Source organism: Chryseobacterium paridis (assembly GCF_016595215.1).
Classification (GTDB): Bacteria; Bacteroidota; Bacteroidia; order Flavobacteriales; family Weeksellaceae; genus Chryseobacterium; species Chryseobacterium paridis.
Genome location: NZ_JAENHK010000010.1, coordinates 174,862 through 194,210, shown reverse-complemented (window position 1 = coordinate 194,210; position 19,349 = coordinate 174,862). Strand labels below are relative to the sequence as shown.

5 protein-coding genes are annotated in these 19,349 nt (G+C 35.9%); all 5 read right to left on the bottom strand.

The window, feature by feature from the left end:
* Nucleotides 1–28: 28 nt before the first annotated feature.
* Genes JHL15_RS10610 through JHL15_RS10590 form a run of 5 tightly spaced genes read right to left on the bottom strand, consistent with a single transcriptional unit; the run spans nucleotide 29 to nucleotide 19,349 of the window.
* Nucleotides 29–1,639: an MBL fold metallo-hydrolase gene (locus JHL15_RS10610; protein WP_200245632.1), complete on the bottom strand. Its 1,611-nt coding sequence runs from the start codon at nucleotides 1,637–1,639 to the stop codon at nucleotides 29–31.
* A gap of 30 nt (nucleotides 1,640–1,669) precedes the next feature.
* The gene (locus tag JHL15_RS10605; protein ID WP_200245631.1) at nucleotides 1,670–7,837 is read right to left on the bottom strand and encodes a non-ribosomal peptide synthetase; all 6,168 of its coding nucleotides are present in this window, start codon (nucleotides 7,835–7,837) and stop codon (nucleotides 1,670–1,672) included.
* A 22-nt stretch (nucleotides 7,838–7,859) separates the two neighbouring features.
* Nucleotides 7,860–8,846 (bottom strand): TauD/TfdA family dioxygenase, encoded by a 987-nt coding sequence (locus JHL15_RS10600; RefSeq protein WP_200245630.1) that lies wholly within the window; start codon nucleotides 8,844–8,846, stop codon nucleotides 7,860–7,862.
* Nucleotides 8,847–8,850: 4 nt separating this feature from the next.
* Complete coding sequence (locus JHL15_RS10595; RefSeq protein ID WP_200245628.1) at nucleotides 8,851–15,012, bottom strand: non-ribosomal peptide synthetase; 6,162 nt, start codon at nucleotides 15,010–15,012, stop codon at nucleotides 8,851–8,853.
* Nucleotides 15,013–15,026: 14 nt separating this feature from the next.
* Entirely contained in the window at nucleotides 15,027–19,349 is a 4,323-nt protein-coding gene (locus tag JHL15_RS10590; RefSeq protein WP_200245627.1) for a type I polyketide synthase, read from the bottom strand.

Here is a 19,349-nt window from a genome sequence, read left to right as displayed (position 1 = left end):
AACTTTACATTACAATTCAGTAATTCCGTTATACATATTCTATTGTCTTTTCCCCGAATAATCTTTCTGCCTCGATGCCTCTGGATATACATTCTTCCAGCAGTTTATTGGATTCTACAATAGCTTTGGATTCATCTGTATATTTAATAGAACTGATGAATACCAGCCAAGGTTCCATTCCCATTGCATATACAAATACATCTTTAGGATTAAAAATATCGATAAAAGCTATTCCCTGATTGTAGTCAGATCCGGCCAGACGTCGGGAAAGGTCTTTGTCCCTTTCTAATTTCTTATACATTAATGGTCCGTACAGCCATGATAAAGGAGCTCCTTCACATTCCATTCCCAGGAATAACACATCCACTTCTCCAACGATTCCTTTTACTTTTTCATAGATCTTTGGCTCGATGTTACAAGAATCTGCGGCAAATAAAAGTCTGATGCCATTGTGTAGGGAGAAATGATAACACAGTTTACTTCTAACATCAAGATCGGCATGTTCTCCTAAGAACGGAAGTCCTGTGATCACACAATTCTCCATTTCGATGCTTTCCAGTTCATTCAATTCAATAACCTGTTTAAAGCCTATTTTCTTAAACATCAACTTAAGGTCCGGATCCTGTAAGTTTCCTTTACTGCTGCTTGGAACAATTATCGTTTTTATTCTGTGGCGTAATTGTAATAACGTTTCCAAAAGAATATGATCCTGATGGTTGTGGGTAATTAAAACATAATCAATTTCTTCAGGAAGATCATTAATGGTATATCTGTTCACATCTGTTTCATATCCGTCATAGCTTATAACGGGATCTACCACGATTGATACTTTTTTGGTTTCAACCAAAACGCAGGCATGTCCGAAATATCTGGTTCTCACTCCCGGCCCATCATATTTTCGGAATTCTGCCGGTTTTTCTTTAGTAAAGAAGGTTTTGAAAAGCTCTTCCTTTTCAGCAGGAATATTTAATAATTCTTTGATTCTATTATAATCCCCCGGAATTTTTTTCATTGTAAACAGCTCATCTATTACTTCAGATTTGAAAGGGATATCAAGATGGATAACATTCTCATCCGGTAATCTTGGAGTACTTAACACAAATGACCTTGAATCATCGGAATCAATTAATTGTAAGCTTATAGACTGAGCCGACTCATCATAATACTTACTCGCATATAATAATGGTTCTATTAATCTGTAGTTGACATTATTATTTAAATCGTAATAAAGCTCAACATATCCTTTTAGAATTTCAGGAATCTTTTCATACATGCTATTCAGAGAGAAGCCCTGAACTTCTGATTGCAAAATCTCATTTAATTCTCTTAAGGCATTGTCCAATTCTAATAAATGTGCTCTTTTTTCGATGGTCTCGTCGTGTAATCTTGAAACTTCATTTACTCTTTCCGTCTGATAATCGATGAACGGACCTCCCAGCATTTTAGGATTTTTAACCGCTAAACTATGTGTCTTTGCATTTTTAATATAAGAGGACATAATTCTCAGGTGTCTGTGCTTTATATTCATTGCCGCAGTAACCGGAGATATAAGATGTGACCAAGCATACCATAGATCTACCAATGGCTCGATTACGACATTAAGTTTTAAATAATACATATCATTTTGCAAATTTTCCATTTTTTAATAATTTTTATAGTGTTTACTAGGTTAAATAATAGTTCTAAATGTGTTTTCTTCTTTGTTTTCGATTTCGTTCATCACTTCAGCCAGCTCCTTAATGGTGGGTTTCTCAAGGAATACATTAATTTTCACCACCTTTTTCATTTTCTTTTGTATTTCTCCAATGATCCTGATGGCATTCATACTGTTTCCGCCCAGCTCAAAGAAATTATCGGTAACTCCTATGCTTTCAATTCTTAATATTTCCTGCCAGATTTCTTTCAACTGTTGTTCTGATTCATTGGTTGGCGCGACGTATTCGTTCTTGATTAAATCGGAATTGCTTACTTCTGGTAAACTCTTTCTGTCAACCTTTCCATTGCTTGTTAAAGGAATCTGGTCTAGCTCTACATAAAAACCAGGAAGCATATATTGTGGAAGCTTGCTCTCAAGGTGTCTCGCCAAATCCTGTTTATCTATCGGGGTATCACATACATAATACACCACCAAACTCTTATCTTCTTCATGCTCTTTTACTTCCGTCACAACAGATTTAATTGATTCACTGAAAGAAAGTACCTGGCTGTCGATCTCACCAAGCTCTATCCTGTGACCACGGATCTTTACCTGATGGTCAATCCTTCCTAAATACTCTATAGTACCGTCTGCCAGCCATTTGCCTAAATCTCCCGTGCGGTACATTTTAGTTCCTTCCACAAATGGATTATCTACAAACTTCTCTGCGGTAAGCTCTGGATTATTTAAATAACCCTGAGCCAATCCAGCTCCCGAGATATACATCTCGCCGCTTACTCCTGCAGGAACCAAATGTTTATACTCATCTAAAATATAAATCTGAGTATTGGCGATAGGCTGACCGATAGGTATGGTAGAAGAAGTTAAGTCACTTCCCTTTTCAAGTTTATGTACGGTAGCACAGATACTTGTCTCTGTAGGACCATAGGCATTGTAAAAAGTACCGTATTTTAAATATTCTTTCGTCTTACCGATAACGGCTGATTCTCCTGCGGTAATTAAGCCTTTTAAATTTTGAAGCTTTTCAACATTCAGTAAACTGAAAAATGCCGGTGGCAGCGTTACCAGATCAATAGAATGATTGTTTACATACTCTTCAAAGGCATAAGCATCTTTTCTCACTGAATCACTAAGAATATGAAGACTCTTACCACTTAGCAACGTCATAAAAATCTCCGAAATGGAAGCATCAAATGAAAAAGAAGCAAACTGAGCAACATTTTCATAAGAGGAAACTTCAAAGAATTCCTTCTGGAATAACATCGTATTTAAGATACCGCCATGGGTATTCAAAACTCCTTTTGGTTCTCCCGTAGAACCGGATGTGTAAATGATATAGGCAATATCATCTTTTTCCAAAACTTCTGATGTAAAGCCTGAAGCATCTTCCTCTGTGAATTCCAGATCAATGGAAAAAGATTCACCCGAGTAGAAATCAAGGTCAAAGAAATAGTAAGATTCGGTGATCAATAAAGATAAACCGGAAGTCATCACTTCTTTTCTGGATTCTGGAAGATTGGCATCCACAGGGACATACACTGCTCCTAATTTCAATATCCCAAGAATAGAAACGATCTGATTCTCTCCACGATTAAGCATCACTCCTACCTGATCGCCTTTCTTGATCCCATAAGCACTTTGCAGCTGAAGGGCAAGGCTGGATGCTTTTTCATTCACTTCTGTATAGCTTAGGCCAAGATCCTCAAAAACAACAGCAATATGGTCAGGAGTAAGACCTACTTGTTCTTCAAACAAACTAAGAATACTCTGATTGTCAGGGTATGGAACAGAAGTGTCATTAAATTCTTTTAATAATACTTCCTGATCAGCAAAGCTTAAATAGTTCAATTCTGAAAGAGGCTGATCCGGGGAATCAACGAGACTTTCTATCATGTTCTTTAAATGATCAACAAACTTCACAACAGACTCTCTGTCATATAAATCAGTATTATAGGTAGCAATTCCTAATAATTCATGATCACCTTCGGAGAAGTTAAATTCAATATCGTTCTTAGAAATATCATAGGCATACGGATAGCTTTCGATCAGCAGATCATCCATTTCTTTCGGTCCTTCAAATAAAGCCATGTTATTGTGATTGTTCAACACGACAGACACATCATAAAGAGCTGATTTGCTGATGTCTTTTTGATAGTTTATGTCATTAAGGATTTGATCAAAAGGATAATTCCCATTAGAAAATGCATCGATAATATTCTTTTTCTCCTTTGTCAGGAGCGTATTGAATGAGTCATTATTATCAACATTTGACCTTAAAGGAAGAGTATTTAGGAAAAGTCCAAGCTGATTTTCTAAATCCGGATGGTCCCTGCCGGAGAATGTTGTTCCAATGATAACATCATTTTGATGGGTATATTTATTCAGTAATACTTTGGTACAGGCTACTAAATAAGTAAATAATGAGATGTTATTTCCCTGTAAAAAATGTTTAACTTTTTTTACATTTTCCCCATCAATTACAAATGCAAACTTATCACCATTGAAAGTCTGATATTTCTTTCTTTTTCCTGAAAAAGGCAGCTCAACTCTTTTTATATCATCGGAAAGCGTTTTGATCCAGAAATCCCTGCTCTCTTCAACATTTTTCTTATTTACCCAATCTGCGTAGTCTTTATACTGTATTTTAAGATCCGGTACGTTGGGAGACTCATTTCGTACTAAATAATTGTACGTTTTTATTATTTCCGAAGCAAAAAGATTACTTGACCATCCATCACAGATGATATGATGGGTATTGAACCACAGAATGTATTCATCAGTATTCACTTTAATCAGATACACTTTGAATAAAGGAAACTCATCTAATCTAAAGTTGATCTTTTTGGTATTCAAAAGTTCGGTTAACTCCTGATCCTTATTCGGAGAAGAAGATAGATCAACGCTCTCAATTTTAAATTCAATCTTATCAAAAGGTAAAATCTGCTGGAAAACGGTTCCGTTGATATTAAGGAAAATTGTTCTTAAAATTTCATATCTATTAACCAGTAACCTGAATGATTCTTCAAGTTTAGATGCTTCCAGATCTCCCTTTAATTTATAGGCTTCACTCACATTATAGGTGGCAGAAGCTTCATAATTTTGCTGGATCACCCAAAATCTGTACTGAGCAGCAGTGATCGGGTAATATTTAGCTTCTTCAACATTCGGGATGGGTTCAAAGTTTTCAACATTTACATCTCCTGAGATTTTTTGGGCTACCAGATCGATCCTTGGGTTTTCCATGAAATCTTTTATTGAGATGGTTTTATTAAATGTAGTTTTAATCTTGTTGATAATTCTTATAAGAATCAGGCTATGTCCTCCCAATCCAAAGAAATTATCTGTAACTCCAATATTTTCTACTCCCAGTATTTCCTCCCAGATCTCTTTTAACTGCTTTTCAGTTTCATTTCTCGGAGCTATATATTCCTGTTTTATCAAATCTGAAGGAGATACATCCCTCAGTTTTTTACGATCCACCTTTCCATTATTGGTCAATGGAATATGCTCCAACTGAACATAAAAATCCGGAAGCATATAATTCGGCATCTTCTTCTCAAGATAACCTGAGAGTTCTTTTTTATCAATTTGCTCATCAGATACAAAGTATACCACAAGATGAGCGTCTCCCTCATGATGCTTCACTTCAGTTACTACTGTTTTAATCGTAGAGCTATAAGAAAGTACATGACTGTCTATTTCACCCAATTCTACACGGTACCCTCTTATTTTCACCTGATCATCAATCCTGCCAAGATATTCTATATTTCCATCAGGAAGCCAACGTCCAAGATCTCCGGTACGGTACATTTTTGTTCCGGAAGAGAAAGGATTCTCGATAAACTTCTCATTGGTGAGTTCTAAATTATTCAGGTATTCCTTAGCTACTCCTGCTCCGGCTATGCATATTTCACCAGGAACCCCAACCGGAACAAGATCATTTTTCTCATTACGAATGTAAACCTGAGTGTTGGATATCGGCTGACCGATATTTTCACCCGCCTGCTCTATCTTACGGGCTATACAGCCTATAGTAGTTTCTGTAGGACCGTATTCGTCATAAATGTCAATGTTTTCCCGGATCGAACGAATAGTCTGAATATGGTCTGCATGAAGTTTCTCCCCTCCTAAAATAATTTTAGACAGACCGGAAGATGTCACTTCAGTATTTTTTAATAAAGAAATATGAGATGGAGTAAGCTTAAGAACATCCACCTCTTCATTTCCAAGCATTGAAAGTAAAGACGCTACATTATCTTCCTGCGAATTGCCAAGGAAAAGCTTTCCTCCTCTTGTAAGGCAACAAAAAACAGCGGTCCCCGATAAATCGAACGAAATTGATGTAAATAACCCCCAATTACCTCTGTCTCCTGCAGTAAAATAAAAATCGTTACTCCATAGTATATAATTAAGGATATTAGCATGCGTGATAACGACTCCTTTTGGGTTGCCTGTAGTTCCTGAGGTATAGATAACATAAGCAGAATCGTCGGAACCAATTGTCACAGAAGGATTATCTTTTGAATAATCTTCCTTCTGTTTATCAAACTCTGATAAAAAAGCATCGTCTATAACTACTTTCGCATTACTATCTTCAATAATAAACTGTATTCTTTCAGCAGGATAATCGCAATCTACAGGCACGTAAGCGGCTCCGGATTTTAAAATCCCGATGATAGAAATAATCATCTGTTCACTGCGAGGAATTTGAATACAAGCCAAATCCTTAGCCTGGATATTATAGTGAGCCTTAAGATAGTGTGCCAGCTGATTTGACTTTTCATTAAGTTCCTGATAGCTTAATGATCTTCCATTATACTCAATTGCCTCAGCGTTTGGGGTTGCTCTAACCTGTGATTCAAACAGATGGACGATATTGTTTTTGTCTTCAAAATTAGCTGCCGTAGAATTGGCAAGTGCTATAATTTTCTTGTCTGCTGGGGTCAATTCCGGTTTTTGCAGGTACAATAATGTATTATATATTCCTTTGAACTGCTCTTCAAGAATTTCTTTTTCTACAGGCGAGAAAACATCACTATTGTAATAAAAATCTACAGATAAAGTTTCACCGGAATCAATTACCGTCAACTTGCAATCAAAAATATCCTGTACGGAATAGGCATTAATGATACCAGCTTGTGATTCGTCAAGGATTTTTCCTGTATTAACGTATTCAAAGCAATATTTGAAATAAACTGTATTTTGCTTTTTACGGTTTAAAGTAAAGTAATCAGCCCAGCTTTTTACCGCTTCTACCTCTTTTTTGATTTCTGCAACAGCTTCTGATAAAACAAGATTTCCCGAATGTGCTTTGAGATTTAACGCTACCTTAGAGTTGACATACCCTATGGTATGCGCAAGTTCTTCGTATGGCCTGTCCTGAGTTACATAACCGATGGTCAGATCTTTATCATCTGTTGAAAATTGTGAAAAATAATTACTTAAACACAACAAAAGATAGGACTCAGTAGTAAGAGCGTTTTCCGCTAAATCTTTGGTTAATTTCTTATAATTTTCCTTATCAACAGAAATGATATTTTCCTTTACAGGCTTAAAAGTTTCGAATTTTTTTCCAAAAGGAATAATCTTGTTTTCAGGATCTGCATTATAGGTCTCCCAGAATAATTTTGCTTCTTCTTCAGGTTCTGATAAAAGCTCGTTTTGCCAGGAGCAATAATTATAGAATTCTATTTTTTCAGGATGTTCATAACTTCCTTTTATCCTTTGTATAATTTCATTAGCCAAATAGATACAACTATAAAGGTCTCCAAATAATGAATATATTCTAATCGCTATATACCTTGCTTCTCCGGAAGTACCTACTCCGATTTTAAGTGCCTTATTTTCATGATAATGATAATAAGAATCAAAATCATTATCAACCACTTTTATAAAGTGGTCCTGATCAATTTCCGTATCAAAATACCAATGTTTGATTTCATGCTCTTTGGTATCTTTATATTGGATCGCATTCTTTACATCATTATTGGAAAACAATGTATAAAACAATACTTCATGTCCTTTTATGGCTTCATTAATATGAGCGGTAATTTTTTCGTCAGAGCATTCATCATTTATTTTAATAATAACCTGATTATAAAGACAGTCGGCATTATAAGCCTGATTTGACACATAATTAATCTGATTCTCAGATAATTTATATCCTTCGATTTTCTCCATTTATTTAGTATTTTTTTGGGAATTAGCAAATAGAAACAATTATTTTACGCTCGCCTTCATACGCATTTCTTCCATGAGAAGACAAATAGTTGTCAAGGAATAAGACATCTCCTTTTTCCCACGGAAAATCTATCGTTGCTTTTTGGTAAGCTTCATAAAGTTCCGAATATTCTTCTTTAGTGATTTCCTGTCCGTCACCAAAGTAGGTATTATTAGGAAGCTCGTCATCTGATTCAATGGCTGAAAGCAGAACCTCATCATAGCTGTATTTATTAAAAAATACCCCATGATTAAACCATATTAATTCTTTGGTCACAGGATGCTCTATAATGGCTTTTTTCTTCCAGTTGATTACAAGATCATTATCATCCAGCCACTCATAGGTGATTCCATTCTTTTCACATTCCTGCTCTACCTCATCTTTATTTTCAGTCTGGAAAACCTCTTTCCAGGATAATCCTAACATCCCATTCATTCTTCTTCGGTACAGAATTCCTTTTTCAAGGAATTTATTCCTAAGATCATCACTGATATATTCCAATACCTTTCTGTTATCCGCAATAGGTGTTTCTCCTTTTAAGGTTGCCGGAGTAATGCAGCAAAATATAATTCTATTAGGTGGTACCGGAGCATAAGAATTTTCACTGTGCATATTGATGCTATAGCTATTAGGATAAGTTGTTGATACATAAACATTTTCCATAATAGAATGCCTTGGGGAAGAGCGGAATTTGTATTCCAGAAGAGGCTGATCAAAAACAGAAACTAAATCCTGAAATTTTTCCACAGTATCAATTTCAAAATTTCTGCATAATATGGCTCCGTTCTCTGATAAACAGGTATTAAAATATTCATTATTCTCAATCAGCCAGTTTTTTAAACCTGTATTGGGGTTTGAAGGCTGAACTAGCAAAGGAAATTTATTCTCATTAAAAAATTCCTTCAAAGCAGGCTCCTCCGAAGATACCGGAGCACTGTTTTGATTTTTTAATTTGTTTAATCTGTTCATAATATTATTGTTTTTTATTTTTTATAAATGCACTAAGCTTGTTTGAGTTCTTTTGCTTGATCAGATTGGAATCTGTAGTGTTGACAATTTCTTTAATGTCCTTTTGTCTGATTGCTTTAAAATATATGCTCTGTTTCTCCAGTTCATCGTTAATTTCAGCAAAAGGGACATTTATATTTTCTTTGAAAAATGCAAGGATTTCTTTAAATACCCTTACAATATTAACCACTGAATAGTCATCAAAAACATTTTTATTATAATCAACCAGGATCCTTAAATCTTCATCTGTAGGAAAGACCTCGAAATTAAAAGGATAAGTTGTCTGCAACTGAAACTTAGATTTTTCAATTTTTATAGAGTCAGGATCTTTATCATTTTCAGGATCAACTGAACGCTCAGCCATTAAGAAATTTTCAAAGATCAGAATATGATTAATGAGATTTCTCTTCAAAGTACTTTTGTTCTGTATTTCCGCTAAACTCAGATAATGATATTTTGTACTTCCTATAGACTCACGGTGCATTTTATCCAAAAGGATCTGCGGGGTTTCATCTTTATTGATCGCCACACGCACCGGAACGGTATTAATAAACAACCCCACCATACTTTCAATGCCACGTACTTCTGGCGGCCTTCCTGATACTACTGCTCCGAAAGTCACCTCTTCAAAATCATTATAAGCACTTAAAAGATAAGACCATACTGCCTGTATATAGGTATTTAATGTAATTCCTGAGTTTTTGCAAAACTGCACAATCTCTTTATATACATCTTTGTCTACAAATGAAATATGGGACGACAGATCATACTGGATGGTATCTTCGTGAAATTCTTTTGCAAAAGGAATCAGGGTCGGAGAATCTTTTCCCTGAAGATAATCTTCCCAATAAGCCAGGACTTCATCCTTATCAATATTTTTCAACCACTGGATGTATGAAGAATATTTCTCTACCTCTGGTAATGACAAAATAGTTTCCTGTTGAAGGCTTTGTAAAATGGCAGCAAAGTCATTGATCAGAATACTCAGGCACCATCCGTCCATCACGATGTGATGATGGCTCCAGATAAATTCATAGTAATCATCCGGTAATTCTACCACAACCAAACGCATCTGGGTTGGTTCATTCAAAATAAAGCCTTGATTTATGTCTTCCTGTTTGATGTTATCCAATCCAATTTCTGATTCTAGGATCAAATGCCTGAAATCTAAACGGGCTTTTTTATGAACAATCTGAAGCGGTACTTCTCCATAACGGTTTTCAAAGGAAGTGCGAAGAATCGTATAACGGTTTAGTAACATTCCAAAAGCCTGTTCTACCAAGGATAGATCCAGATTGACAGACTTGAATCTATATGAGGTCTGGACAAAGTATGCTGAACCTTTAGCGTTCATCAGCCAGTGAAAATATAATCCCTGCTGCATTGGGGAAAGTTCATAAATATCTTCTATTTCATGACCAACACTGATCTCTGTAATGGTATTGAAGGATAATTCTTTGTAAGTAAGGTCTGATGGTGTCAGAATTACAGATGAATCTTCACTCTCTCTCACGATAGCTTCCAGATTTGTCTTATAAGCAGATGAAAGATTCTCTATGGTACCTTCTTTAAATACCTTAGTTGAGTAACGGATGCTGATATTCATTTCTCCGTTCACCGTCATCCCTGATACGTCGAATAAAATATCTGTTGATAAATTGGAAGGATCGACGGAAGAGCCTATATTTTCAGAGCTGTAACGGAATAAAGGAAATTTCTGTGTTGCATCGTCCTTTTTATCTCCTTCTTCATTGAAGTCCCCAAGGTAATTGAATAAAACAGAAGGCATTGATTGTGAATCGATCTCTTTTTTTAGATCACGTAAAATACCATAACCAATTCCTTTGTTTGGAATACTTCGTAAACCTTCTTTTACACTTACCAAAGCAGGCTGACTCTTATCGCTGATATCAAGGTTAAAAGGATATACACTGGTAAACCAACCTATCGTCCGGCTGATGTCAAGCCCTGTGTTCATAACTTCCCTACCATGTCCCTCCATGAGAACCTTGGTCTTGCTAACTCCAAACTGATTCTGTAATGCTAATGCCAAACCAGTCAGCAAAACATCATTGATCTCTGCACTGTATTTTCTCCCCGCATGAGTCTGTAATAATTTCGTAGCATCAGTACTTAAACTAAAGCCTAAGCTTTTATCTAAAACCTGTTTGCCTTCTACAGGATAATCTGTAGCTAGAGGAGCATAGTTTTCAGATTCTACTCCTTCCCAATACAAACGTTCTTTGGACAGTTCCAAACTTCTGCTGTATTCATCCAAGGCTTTACCCCAACTCTGGAAAGAATCCGTTTTCGAGGGCAGGTCAGAAGATAAGCCCTGAACTCCCGATTCGTATAGTTTTCCTAAATCTTCGAGCAAAATTCTCCACGAAACACCATCCATTACCAGATGATGAACCACTAAAATAATACGGTCCCCATCACTCATCGAAATATGACCTGCATGGAATAAAACTCCGGACTCTATGTTGATTGTACTCTGAAGGTCCTCTCCTATTTGTTGTAATTGGGATAGCTCTTCTGATTCACTACCACTCTCCCGGATATCAAAATATGCTAAACGGTAATGTACACCATCAATTCCCGAATTATACTGATTCCATTCTCCTTCTGTCTGGGTATATACCATTCTTAAAGCATCGTGATGCTCTACAAGACGTTTCAAGGAAGTTTCTAAAACAGAAGCTGACAGTCTTTCACTGCTTTTTAAAATAACAGACTGGTTGTAATGGTTTTTATTAGTGATCTCTTCACTCTCAAAGAAATATCTCTGGATTGGCGTAAGAATACTTTCTCCTGTAACTGCCGACTGATCAATTTGAGCAACCTCTGTTGTCATATAACGCGCCAACTCTTCTAATACAGGATATTGTAAGATATGTTCTACTTTTAAACTGTAGCCCTGCTGACGAAGCCTGGAAACAATCTGAATGGATTTTATGGAGTCTCCTCCTAAATTATAATAGTTATCACGGATACTGATCGGACTGTGTTTCAAGACCTGCTCAAAGACAGACACTAATACCCTTTCTTCTTCGCTGGCAGCAGCTACATATTCTGTGGTGATAAGATCTTCTGAACTTACCTCTCGTAAATTCTTTCTGTCAATCTTTCCATTGCTTGTTAAAGGAATCTGGTCTAGTTCTACATAAAAGCCGGGAAGCATATATTTGGGAAGCTTACTCTCCAGGTGTCTTGCCAGATCCTGCTTGTCAATCGGGGTATCACTTATATAATACACCACCAAACTCTTATCTTCTTCATGCTCTTTTACTTCTGTCACAACAGATTTAATCGATTCACTGAAGGAAAGTACCTGGCTGTCGATCTCGCCAAGCTCTATCCTGTGACCACGGATCTTCACCTGATGGTCAATCCTTCCTAAATATTCTATTGTGCCATCTGCTAACCATCTTCCCAAATCTCCTGTGCGGTACATTTTAGCACCTGGTATGAAAGGGTTTTCTACAAATTTTTCTGCTGTTAAGTCTACACGGTTCAGGTAACCTCTGGCCAAACCATCTCCCGAAATATATAATTCTCCGGTCACTCCTATTGGTACTATACCATGCGCATCATCTAAAACATACATCTGGGTATTATCAATAGGTTTACCGATGGGTATTATTGTATTTTTTATGTCTTTTTTACAATCATAGTAAGTAACATCTATGCATGCTTCTGTAGGTCCGTATAAATTGACCAATGAAATATGTTCAGGGAACAGTCTGTAAAACAACTCTTTCTGATAAACGGATAACGCCTCACCACTGGTAAAAACGGTCTTCAGGCTTGTCAGTTTTTGCTTTTCTTCAGGATAGGTATCTATATGATTCAGGAAAGCGGTAAACATAGACGGAACGAAATGGATAACACTTACGTGATCCCTTTCTATTGTCTCTATGATAAGAGACGGATCTTTTTCAGCTCCTTGTTCAGGGACAGATAATGTAGCACCATATATACACCACCAAAGAAGTTCCCATACAGAAACATCAAATGTATAAGGTGTTTTCTGAATGAGTACATCTTTATCAGCTAAAGGATAGCGCGATTGCATCCACATCAACCGATTGACAAGAGAACCATGCTGTATCATCACTCCCTTTGGATTTCCCGTTGTCCCTGAAGTGTAGATGATATAAGCTAAATGATCCTGTCGTATTACGGACTCTGGATTCTCTTTCGAATATAGCTCTTTACAAGATTCAAACTCCAAAAGGAAAGATTCATCAATATTAACTTTAGCCCGGGTATCGGATAAAATATAATTGGTCCTGTCTTGTGGATAATCCGGAGAAATCGGTACATAAGCCGCACCTGATTTCAATATTCCTAAAATAGATACCAGCATTTTTTCACTGCGGGATAATTGGATACAAATCAGATCATCTCCTTTGATAGAAAACTTTTCCCGTAAATAATACGCCAGCTGATTTGCTCTTGCATTTAATTCAGAATAGCTAAGAGAAACTCCTCCATAGATAACTGCCGGATGATCAGGAGCTGTTAATACCTGTTTTTCAAATAAGCTTACAATAGTTTCATCTGAAGGATAATCAACTTTTGTATGGTTGAATGAATCCAAAGCTGTTTTTTCCTCAGCACTTATATAATCCAGAGATTGTAAAGAAACATCCGCTGCAATCACAAACTGCTGAAGAACCTGCCTGAAGTGATTTATAAACGAAGTAATAGTTCCTTTATCATAAATGTCTGCATTAAACGCAACAATCATTTCTAAAAATGAACCTTTATTTATAAATTCAAAATTGATATCAAAAGCCCTTTTCGTAAATCCAATTTCTTCTATTTCATCGCTGTACACTTCACCTGATTCGTTATCCAGATAGTCCTGGAAAACCACCGTAATATCAAATAAAGGATTTCTCGAAGTATCCTGGGATAAGTGTAAGTCTTCAATTAAAAGATCAAAAGGGTAATCCTGATGCGTAAATGCTTTTGTAAAAGAATCCTTTACCTTTCTGAATGTATCTGTTAAGGTGTCTTTCTGAGGGTCCAGTATATTATTTAATACAATGGTATTTACAAAAAGTCCGGGCATTTCATTAAGGCTTGGATGATTTCTTCCGGAGGTAAAAGTTCCTAATGTAATGTCATTTTCTGAAGTATATTTATTTAATAAAACATAAACAGCGCTCAGTAAACTAACATTTAAAGTTCCCATGTTCTGTTTAGCAAAAGCATCAAGCTTTTGGGTAAGTTCTGATGAAATAACTGTTTTTAGCGTGTAGCTGTTGAATGTTTTAACGGAAGGCCTCTTAGCATAAGAAGGTAAATCGATCGTTGGAATTTTCTTTGATAATAGATCTGTCCAATGCCGTTGCGCAGCATTGTAATTTCCGTTATTAATTCCCGCAAGTTTCCAGTACGTATAGTCCAGATACTGGAGCTTTGGACCGCTTATTTCTTCTGAATGCACTATTGCATGGTAATAGCTTAAAATGTTTTGCTTCACAACATTCAGAGATACTCCGTCGATAATAATATGATGAAAGATAAAATAGGTGACGATCTTGTCTTTAAGTTCAAAAATTTTACATCTAAGCAAAGGACCTTTACCCAGATCGAACGCCTGTGAATTCAGATTTTTAACCTGTTCTTCTATGGATCTAATATCAGCTAATTCTCTTTTAAGATCTATAACCTCAACATCGAATCCAACGTTATTTTCTTCCAAAACGATTTGCCTTACTTCACCCTGGTCATTGAAATGAAATACCGTTCTGAAGATCTCAAAATTTTTGATCAATTGTAAAACAGCAAGCTTCATCACTTGCGGATCGTAAGAGGAGGGAAATTCAATAGGAAGATTGATATGATATGATTTGGATCCTTCTTCAGTAAGACTTTGCAGCCACAACCTTTTCTGAGCATCTGAAACAGGATGATCTTCTCCGGCAGAGGTATGTTTGGCAATACTGTTAGAATTATGTTTTAAAATATAGGATATGATTTCCTCTTTATAAACTCTGATTCTTTTAATAAGACTTTCTTCAATATCTTCTGTTGTATCAATAACAAGGTTATTATCTTTTACAGATATATGAATATTTTTATCTTTTAATTCTTCTAATAAATTTAACATATAAAGAATAGGATTTATATAATGATGGTCTTTCTATTAGGCTCACTGCTTACTTCTGTTTTTGAAACATATGATATCATTTCTATATGCAGGGCAAGACCTTTAATAGTAGGTGAAGTATAAAGATCCTGTGGCGCCAGCTCCAGATTGAATTCTTTATTGATATTCTTTAAAATGGTCATTGCTTTTAATGAATCCCCGCCTAATTCGAAGAAATTATCGGTAGTCCCAACCTTTTTGGGTTCAAAAAAGTTATTAAATAGGCTACACAGCTTAATTTCTGTTTCAGAAGTAGGGGCTACATATTCAGTACTGGATAGGATGCCTCCCGAAATTTGACCTCCCGATTTGTTAGTCGTTTTGTAATTATAGGTAAGGTATTGATTGGGATTTTTTGCCGATGCAATGATCTGATGATTTTGAACATTGGAAAGTACTGTAGCCTTAAAAATCTCAACAAGTTTAGTCTCATTTATTGCACCCTCACTAACTCCATCCAGATTTACGCTGACCCAATTCTTAGGTTTGGATTTTCCAATAAAATAATCCAGATAAGAATTGGCTACTGAATACGCTCCAAAAGTCTGACCACCAAGGATTGCTGATAAACTGGAAGTAATCCATACAAATTCAAGGTTTTTGCCGGAGAATACTTCATACAAATTAATGATTCCCTGCACCTTAGGAGACAACTGATCCTGAATTCCACCCATATCCAGATGCTCTACTAATTTTAAGGAATCATCTGAAGGGTTCCCTGCTAAATTCAGTACGCCATGGATTTTTCCATATTCCTGTTCTATGCGGGCAATTGTTAAGTCTAAAGATGCCAGATCTGAAATGTCAGAAGTAAAGTAAGACAATTCATTTCCTATTCTGTTTCTGAATCCTTCGTCCAGTTGATCAATTGGTTTCCTACCCACAACAACAACTTTGGCTTTGTTTTCTACCAGATAACCGATCAAAACTTTTCCAATCTTTCCCGAACCTCCAATGACAACGACAACTTTGGAATCAAGCTGAACATCACCTTTCTCTTCATTCCATCTTTCATAAAACGGAACATATCTCTGATCTCCTTTATAGGTTACAAGAGGATCAGAAAAGTTGTATTCTATTTCATCAATGATCTTTTCGTAAGCAATATTATTCCCTGATGGAATATCTAAAAGAAAACTGAAGATATTTTTATTTTCCTGCGCACAGACATACAGCTGAGCAAATGAAGACAGCAGTGTGGTGTTGCTGTTTGCATTGACCTCCATATTATTGAAATCCCCTACTAAGGTAATCTTCGAATTTAATGTAGGATCATTAGAGATTAAGAATTTCCCGATGATATTAAACAACCTGAAAACAGAGACCATGGAACTTAATTGATCATCCTGTATATTCCAGGTGAAAATAATCTGATAATTAGTACTGTCTGAAGTATTAATTTTATCCAGATAATCCGTAATACTTCTAAGATCTATCTCCACATTTGCTTTTAAAAATTCATTTTTTTCTAATTCAATAAAGCGAATCTCTCTGCTTTCCAGTTCGTGAAGGATACTTTGCGATACAGCACTATTTTCAGAAAAAATAATAAATGTTGCCTTTTCCTCCTTTACGCCTTTAGACAATTGGCTGCTCTTCCATTTTTTCTGATAAAAAAGGTCTAAAGACGAAGGATTGTTGTCTACCGTAAATCTTTTAAAAGGATTGACATGAAAGTCCAGTTTATTTTTTTCAAATGCATAGGTGGGCAATGAAATTTTCTTTCTTTTCTGATTTTGATAATATTTTTTCCAGTCTATCTCAATACCCGATTGCCACAATTCACCCAAAGCTTTGTTTATAAATTGCAATTCCTCATTTTGACCGGACCTTTGCAATAACCGGATAATGGTATTATCATGATAGAACTCATTTTGTTTAATTGCATTGGTTAGTGTGGAAGGTCCTAATTCTATGAATATATAGTCTTTTGGATCCTTAAGAATATTCTTAATTCCTTTTTCAAAAAGAACGGTATTCAACATTTGTTCTTTCCAGTATTGAGGTGATTTTGCTTCGTCCCCTGAAATAAAGTTGGCCGTAAGATTTGATAGATACGGAATCTCAGGTACCGACAACTGAATATCAGAAAATAAATTTTCAAAATCTGCGGCAATATCATTCATCATTCGGGAATGAAATGCATGTGAAGTTTTTAAAAGAGTAGTTGTAATATTCTTTTCATTAAATACATTAATACACTCCTGAATATCTTCTTCTGTTCCAGACAAAACTGTTGTATGATCCGAATTGATCGCTGCTACTGAAATTCTATCCGGGATCTCATTTTTTATCTGCTCAAAAGAGGCATTTACAGCAACCATTTTTCCGGTTGGTACTTTACTCATTAATAAAGCTCTTTCTGCAACCAGTAATAATCCATCTTCAAAAGAAAGTACCCCGGAAACGCAAGCTGCAACATATTCTCCCAAACTATGACCTATCATTAATGAAGGTTTTATTCCAAGTTCAGTAAGAAATTTTGCCAATGCATATTCAATAAGGAATAATAAAGGCTGAGTATATTGAGTTTCATTAATTTTTAACGGATCAGAAGTTTGGGTATTACCATATCCCAGGACCTGAGAATAGTCTGCATTGAATTTATTCTTCAGGATTAAAAGCCCTTTATCTATGTACTGTTTAAAGCCTTCTTCCTGATGATAAAGCTGTTCCCCCATTTTAAAATACTGGGCTCCCTGGCCTGGAAAAACAAAAACAATATGTTGTGAAGATTTTGCTTTTTGGTAAAAATCTTTTTTAGCTTCTAACTCATTTAATAAATCTTCTCTGTCTTTGAAAACAATTGTATTTCTATAATCAAACTGAGCTCTGCCTGTATTTAAGGAATATGAAAGATCTGAAAGGTTCATTTCCTTATTTTCGGCAATGAACTTTTTTAGCTTTGTGAAATATTGTCTTAACGCTTCCGGTCTTTTGGCAGAATAGGTTATGACATTACTTACCTGTTTGTCTTTATGATCGTTGGAATGATCAGGTATAAAGTTTTCTAAAATCGCGTGAGCATTGGTTCCTCCAATTCCAAAACTACTTACTCCCGCAATCAATGGTCGGTTGTTTTTTGCCTCCCATTGTTTTGCCAGAGTATTAACATAAAATGGACCTTTGCTAAAACTTATTTCTGAGTTAGGTTTTACATAATGTAAAGATGGTGGTATGACCTTGTTTTCTAAGGATAAGGCTGTTTTAATAATTCCTGCAATTCCTGCCGCATTACCGGTATGACCCAGGTTTGACTTCACAGCTCCTATGGCACATTTCAAAGATTGATCATAGTTAAATGACTTGTTCAGTGCCTCGATTTCAATAGGATCTCCTAATTTTGTTCCTGTACCATGGGTCTCGATATAAGAAATCTCATCAATGGAAACCTTAGCAAAATTATGGGCTTGCTTTATACAATCAGATTGTCCTGCAATGCTCGGTGCGGTATACCCTACTTTTCTTTTCCCATCATTGTTAACGGCAGTTGCTCTTACAATAGCATAGATATGATCATTATCATTGAGAGCATCTTCCAGCCTCTTCAAGACAACTATACCACCGCCTTCTGTACCTACTGTTCCGCTTGAATCCTCATCAAACGTCCTGCAATGTCCATCTTTAGAAGAGATCATTCCCTCTTCATACATATATCCTTTTTCATCTTTGGTGTTTAAAGCAATTCCTCCTGCTACCGCCATGGAACACTCTCTTAATAACAAAGCCCTGCATGCAGTATGCATTGCTACCAGCGAACTTGAGCATGCCGTATCCATAAAAATACTTGGCCCTTTTAGATTTAGATTATAAGAAATTAAAGAACTGCAAAAGTTTTTATTGTTGATTTGTGACAAATAAAAAGGATCAACCGTATCTTTTTTATTAATGGTAGTATGGGCAATCCAGTTGAAATTATCCGGAGCAGTAAGATACAAACCTACTTTATCCTGAATTTTTGATGGATCATAACATGAATCTTCAAATGCTTCCCAAACCAATTGATGTAAAATTCTGGTTTGTGGATCCATACTATTGGCTTCATCTTTTGTGTAGCCAAAAAATGTATAATCGAAAGCATCAGAATGATCAATAAATGTCTTTACTTTCACATAATTGGGATCCTGAATACGCTTGGGTTCTACTCCGCTTTCCAATAATTCCTGATCTGTATAAAACTCAATCAGCTCATTTCCATTGGCGAGCTTTTCCCAGAATGTATGGGGATTATCGCAACCTGAAAACATACAGGAAACACCTATTATGGCTATATCTCTTTTTAAGGATTCTCTTTGCAT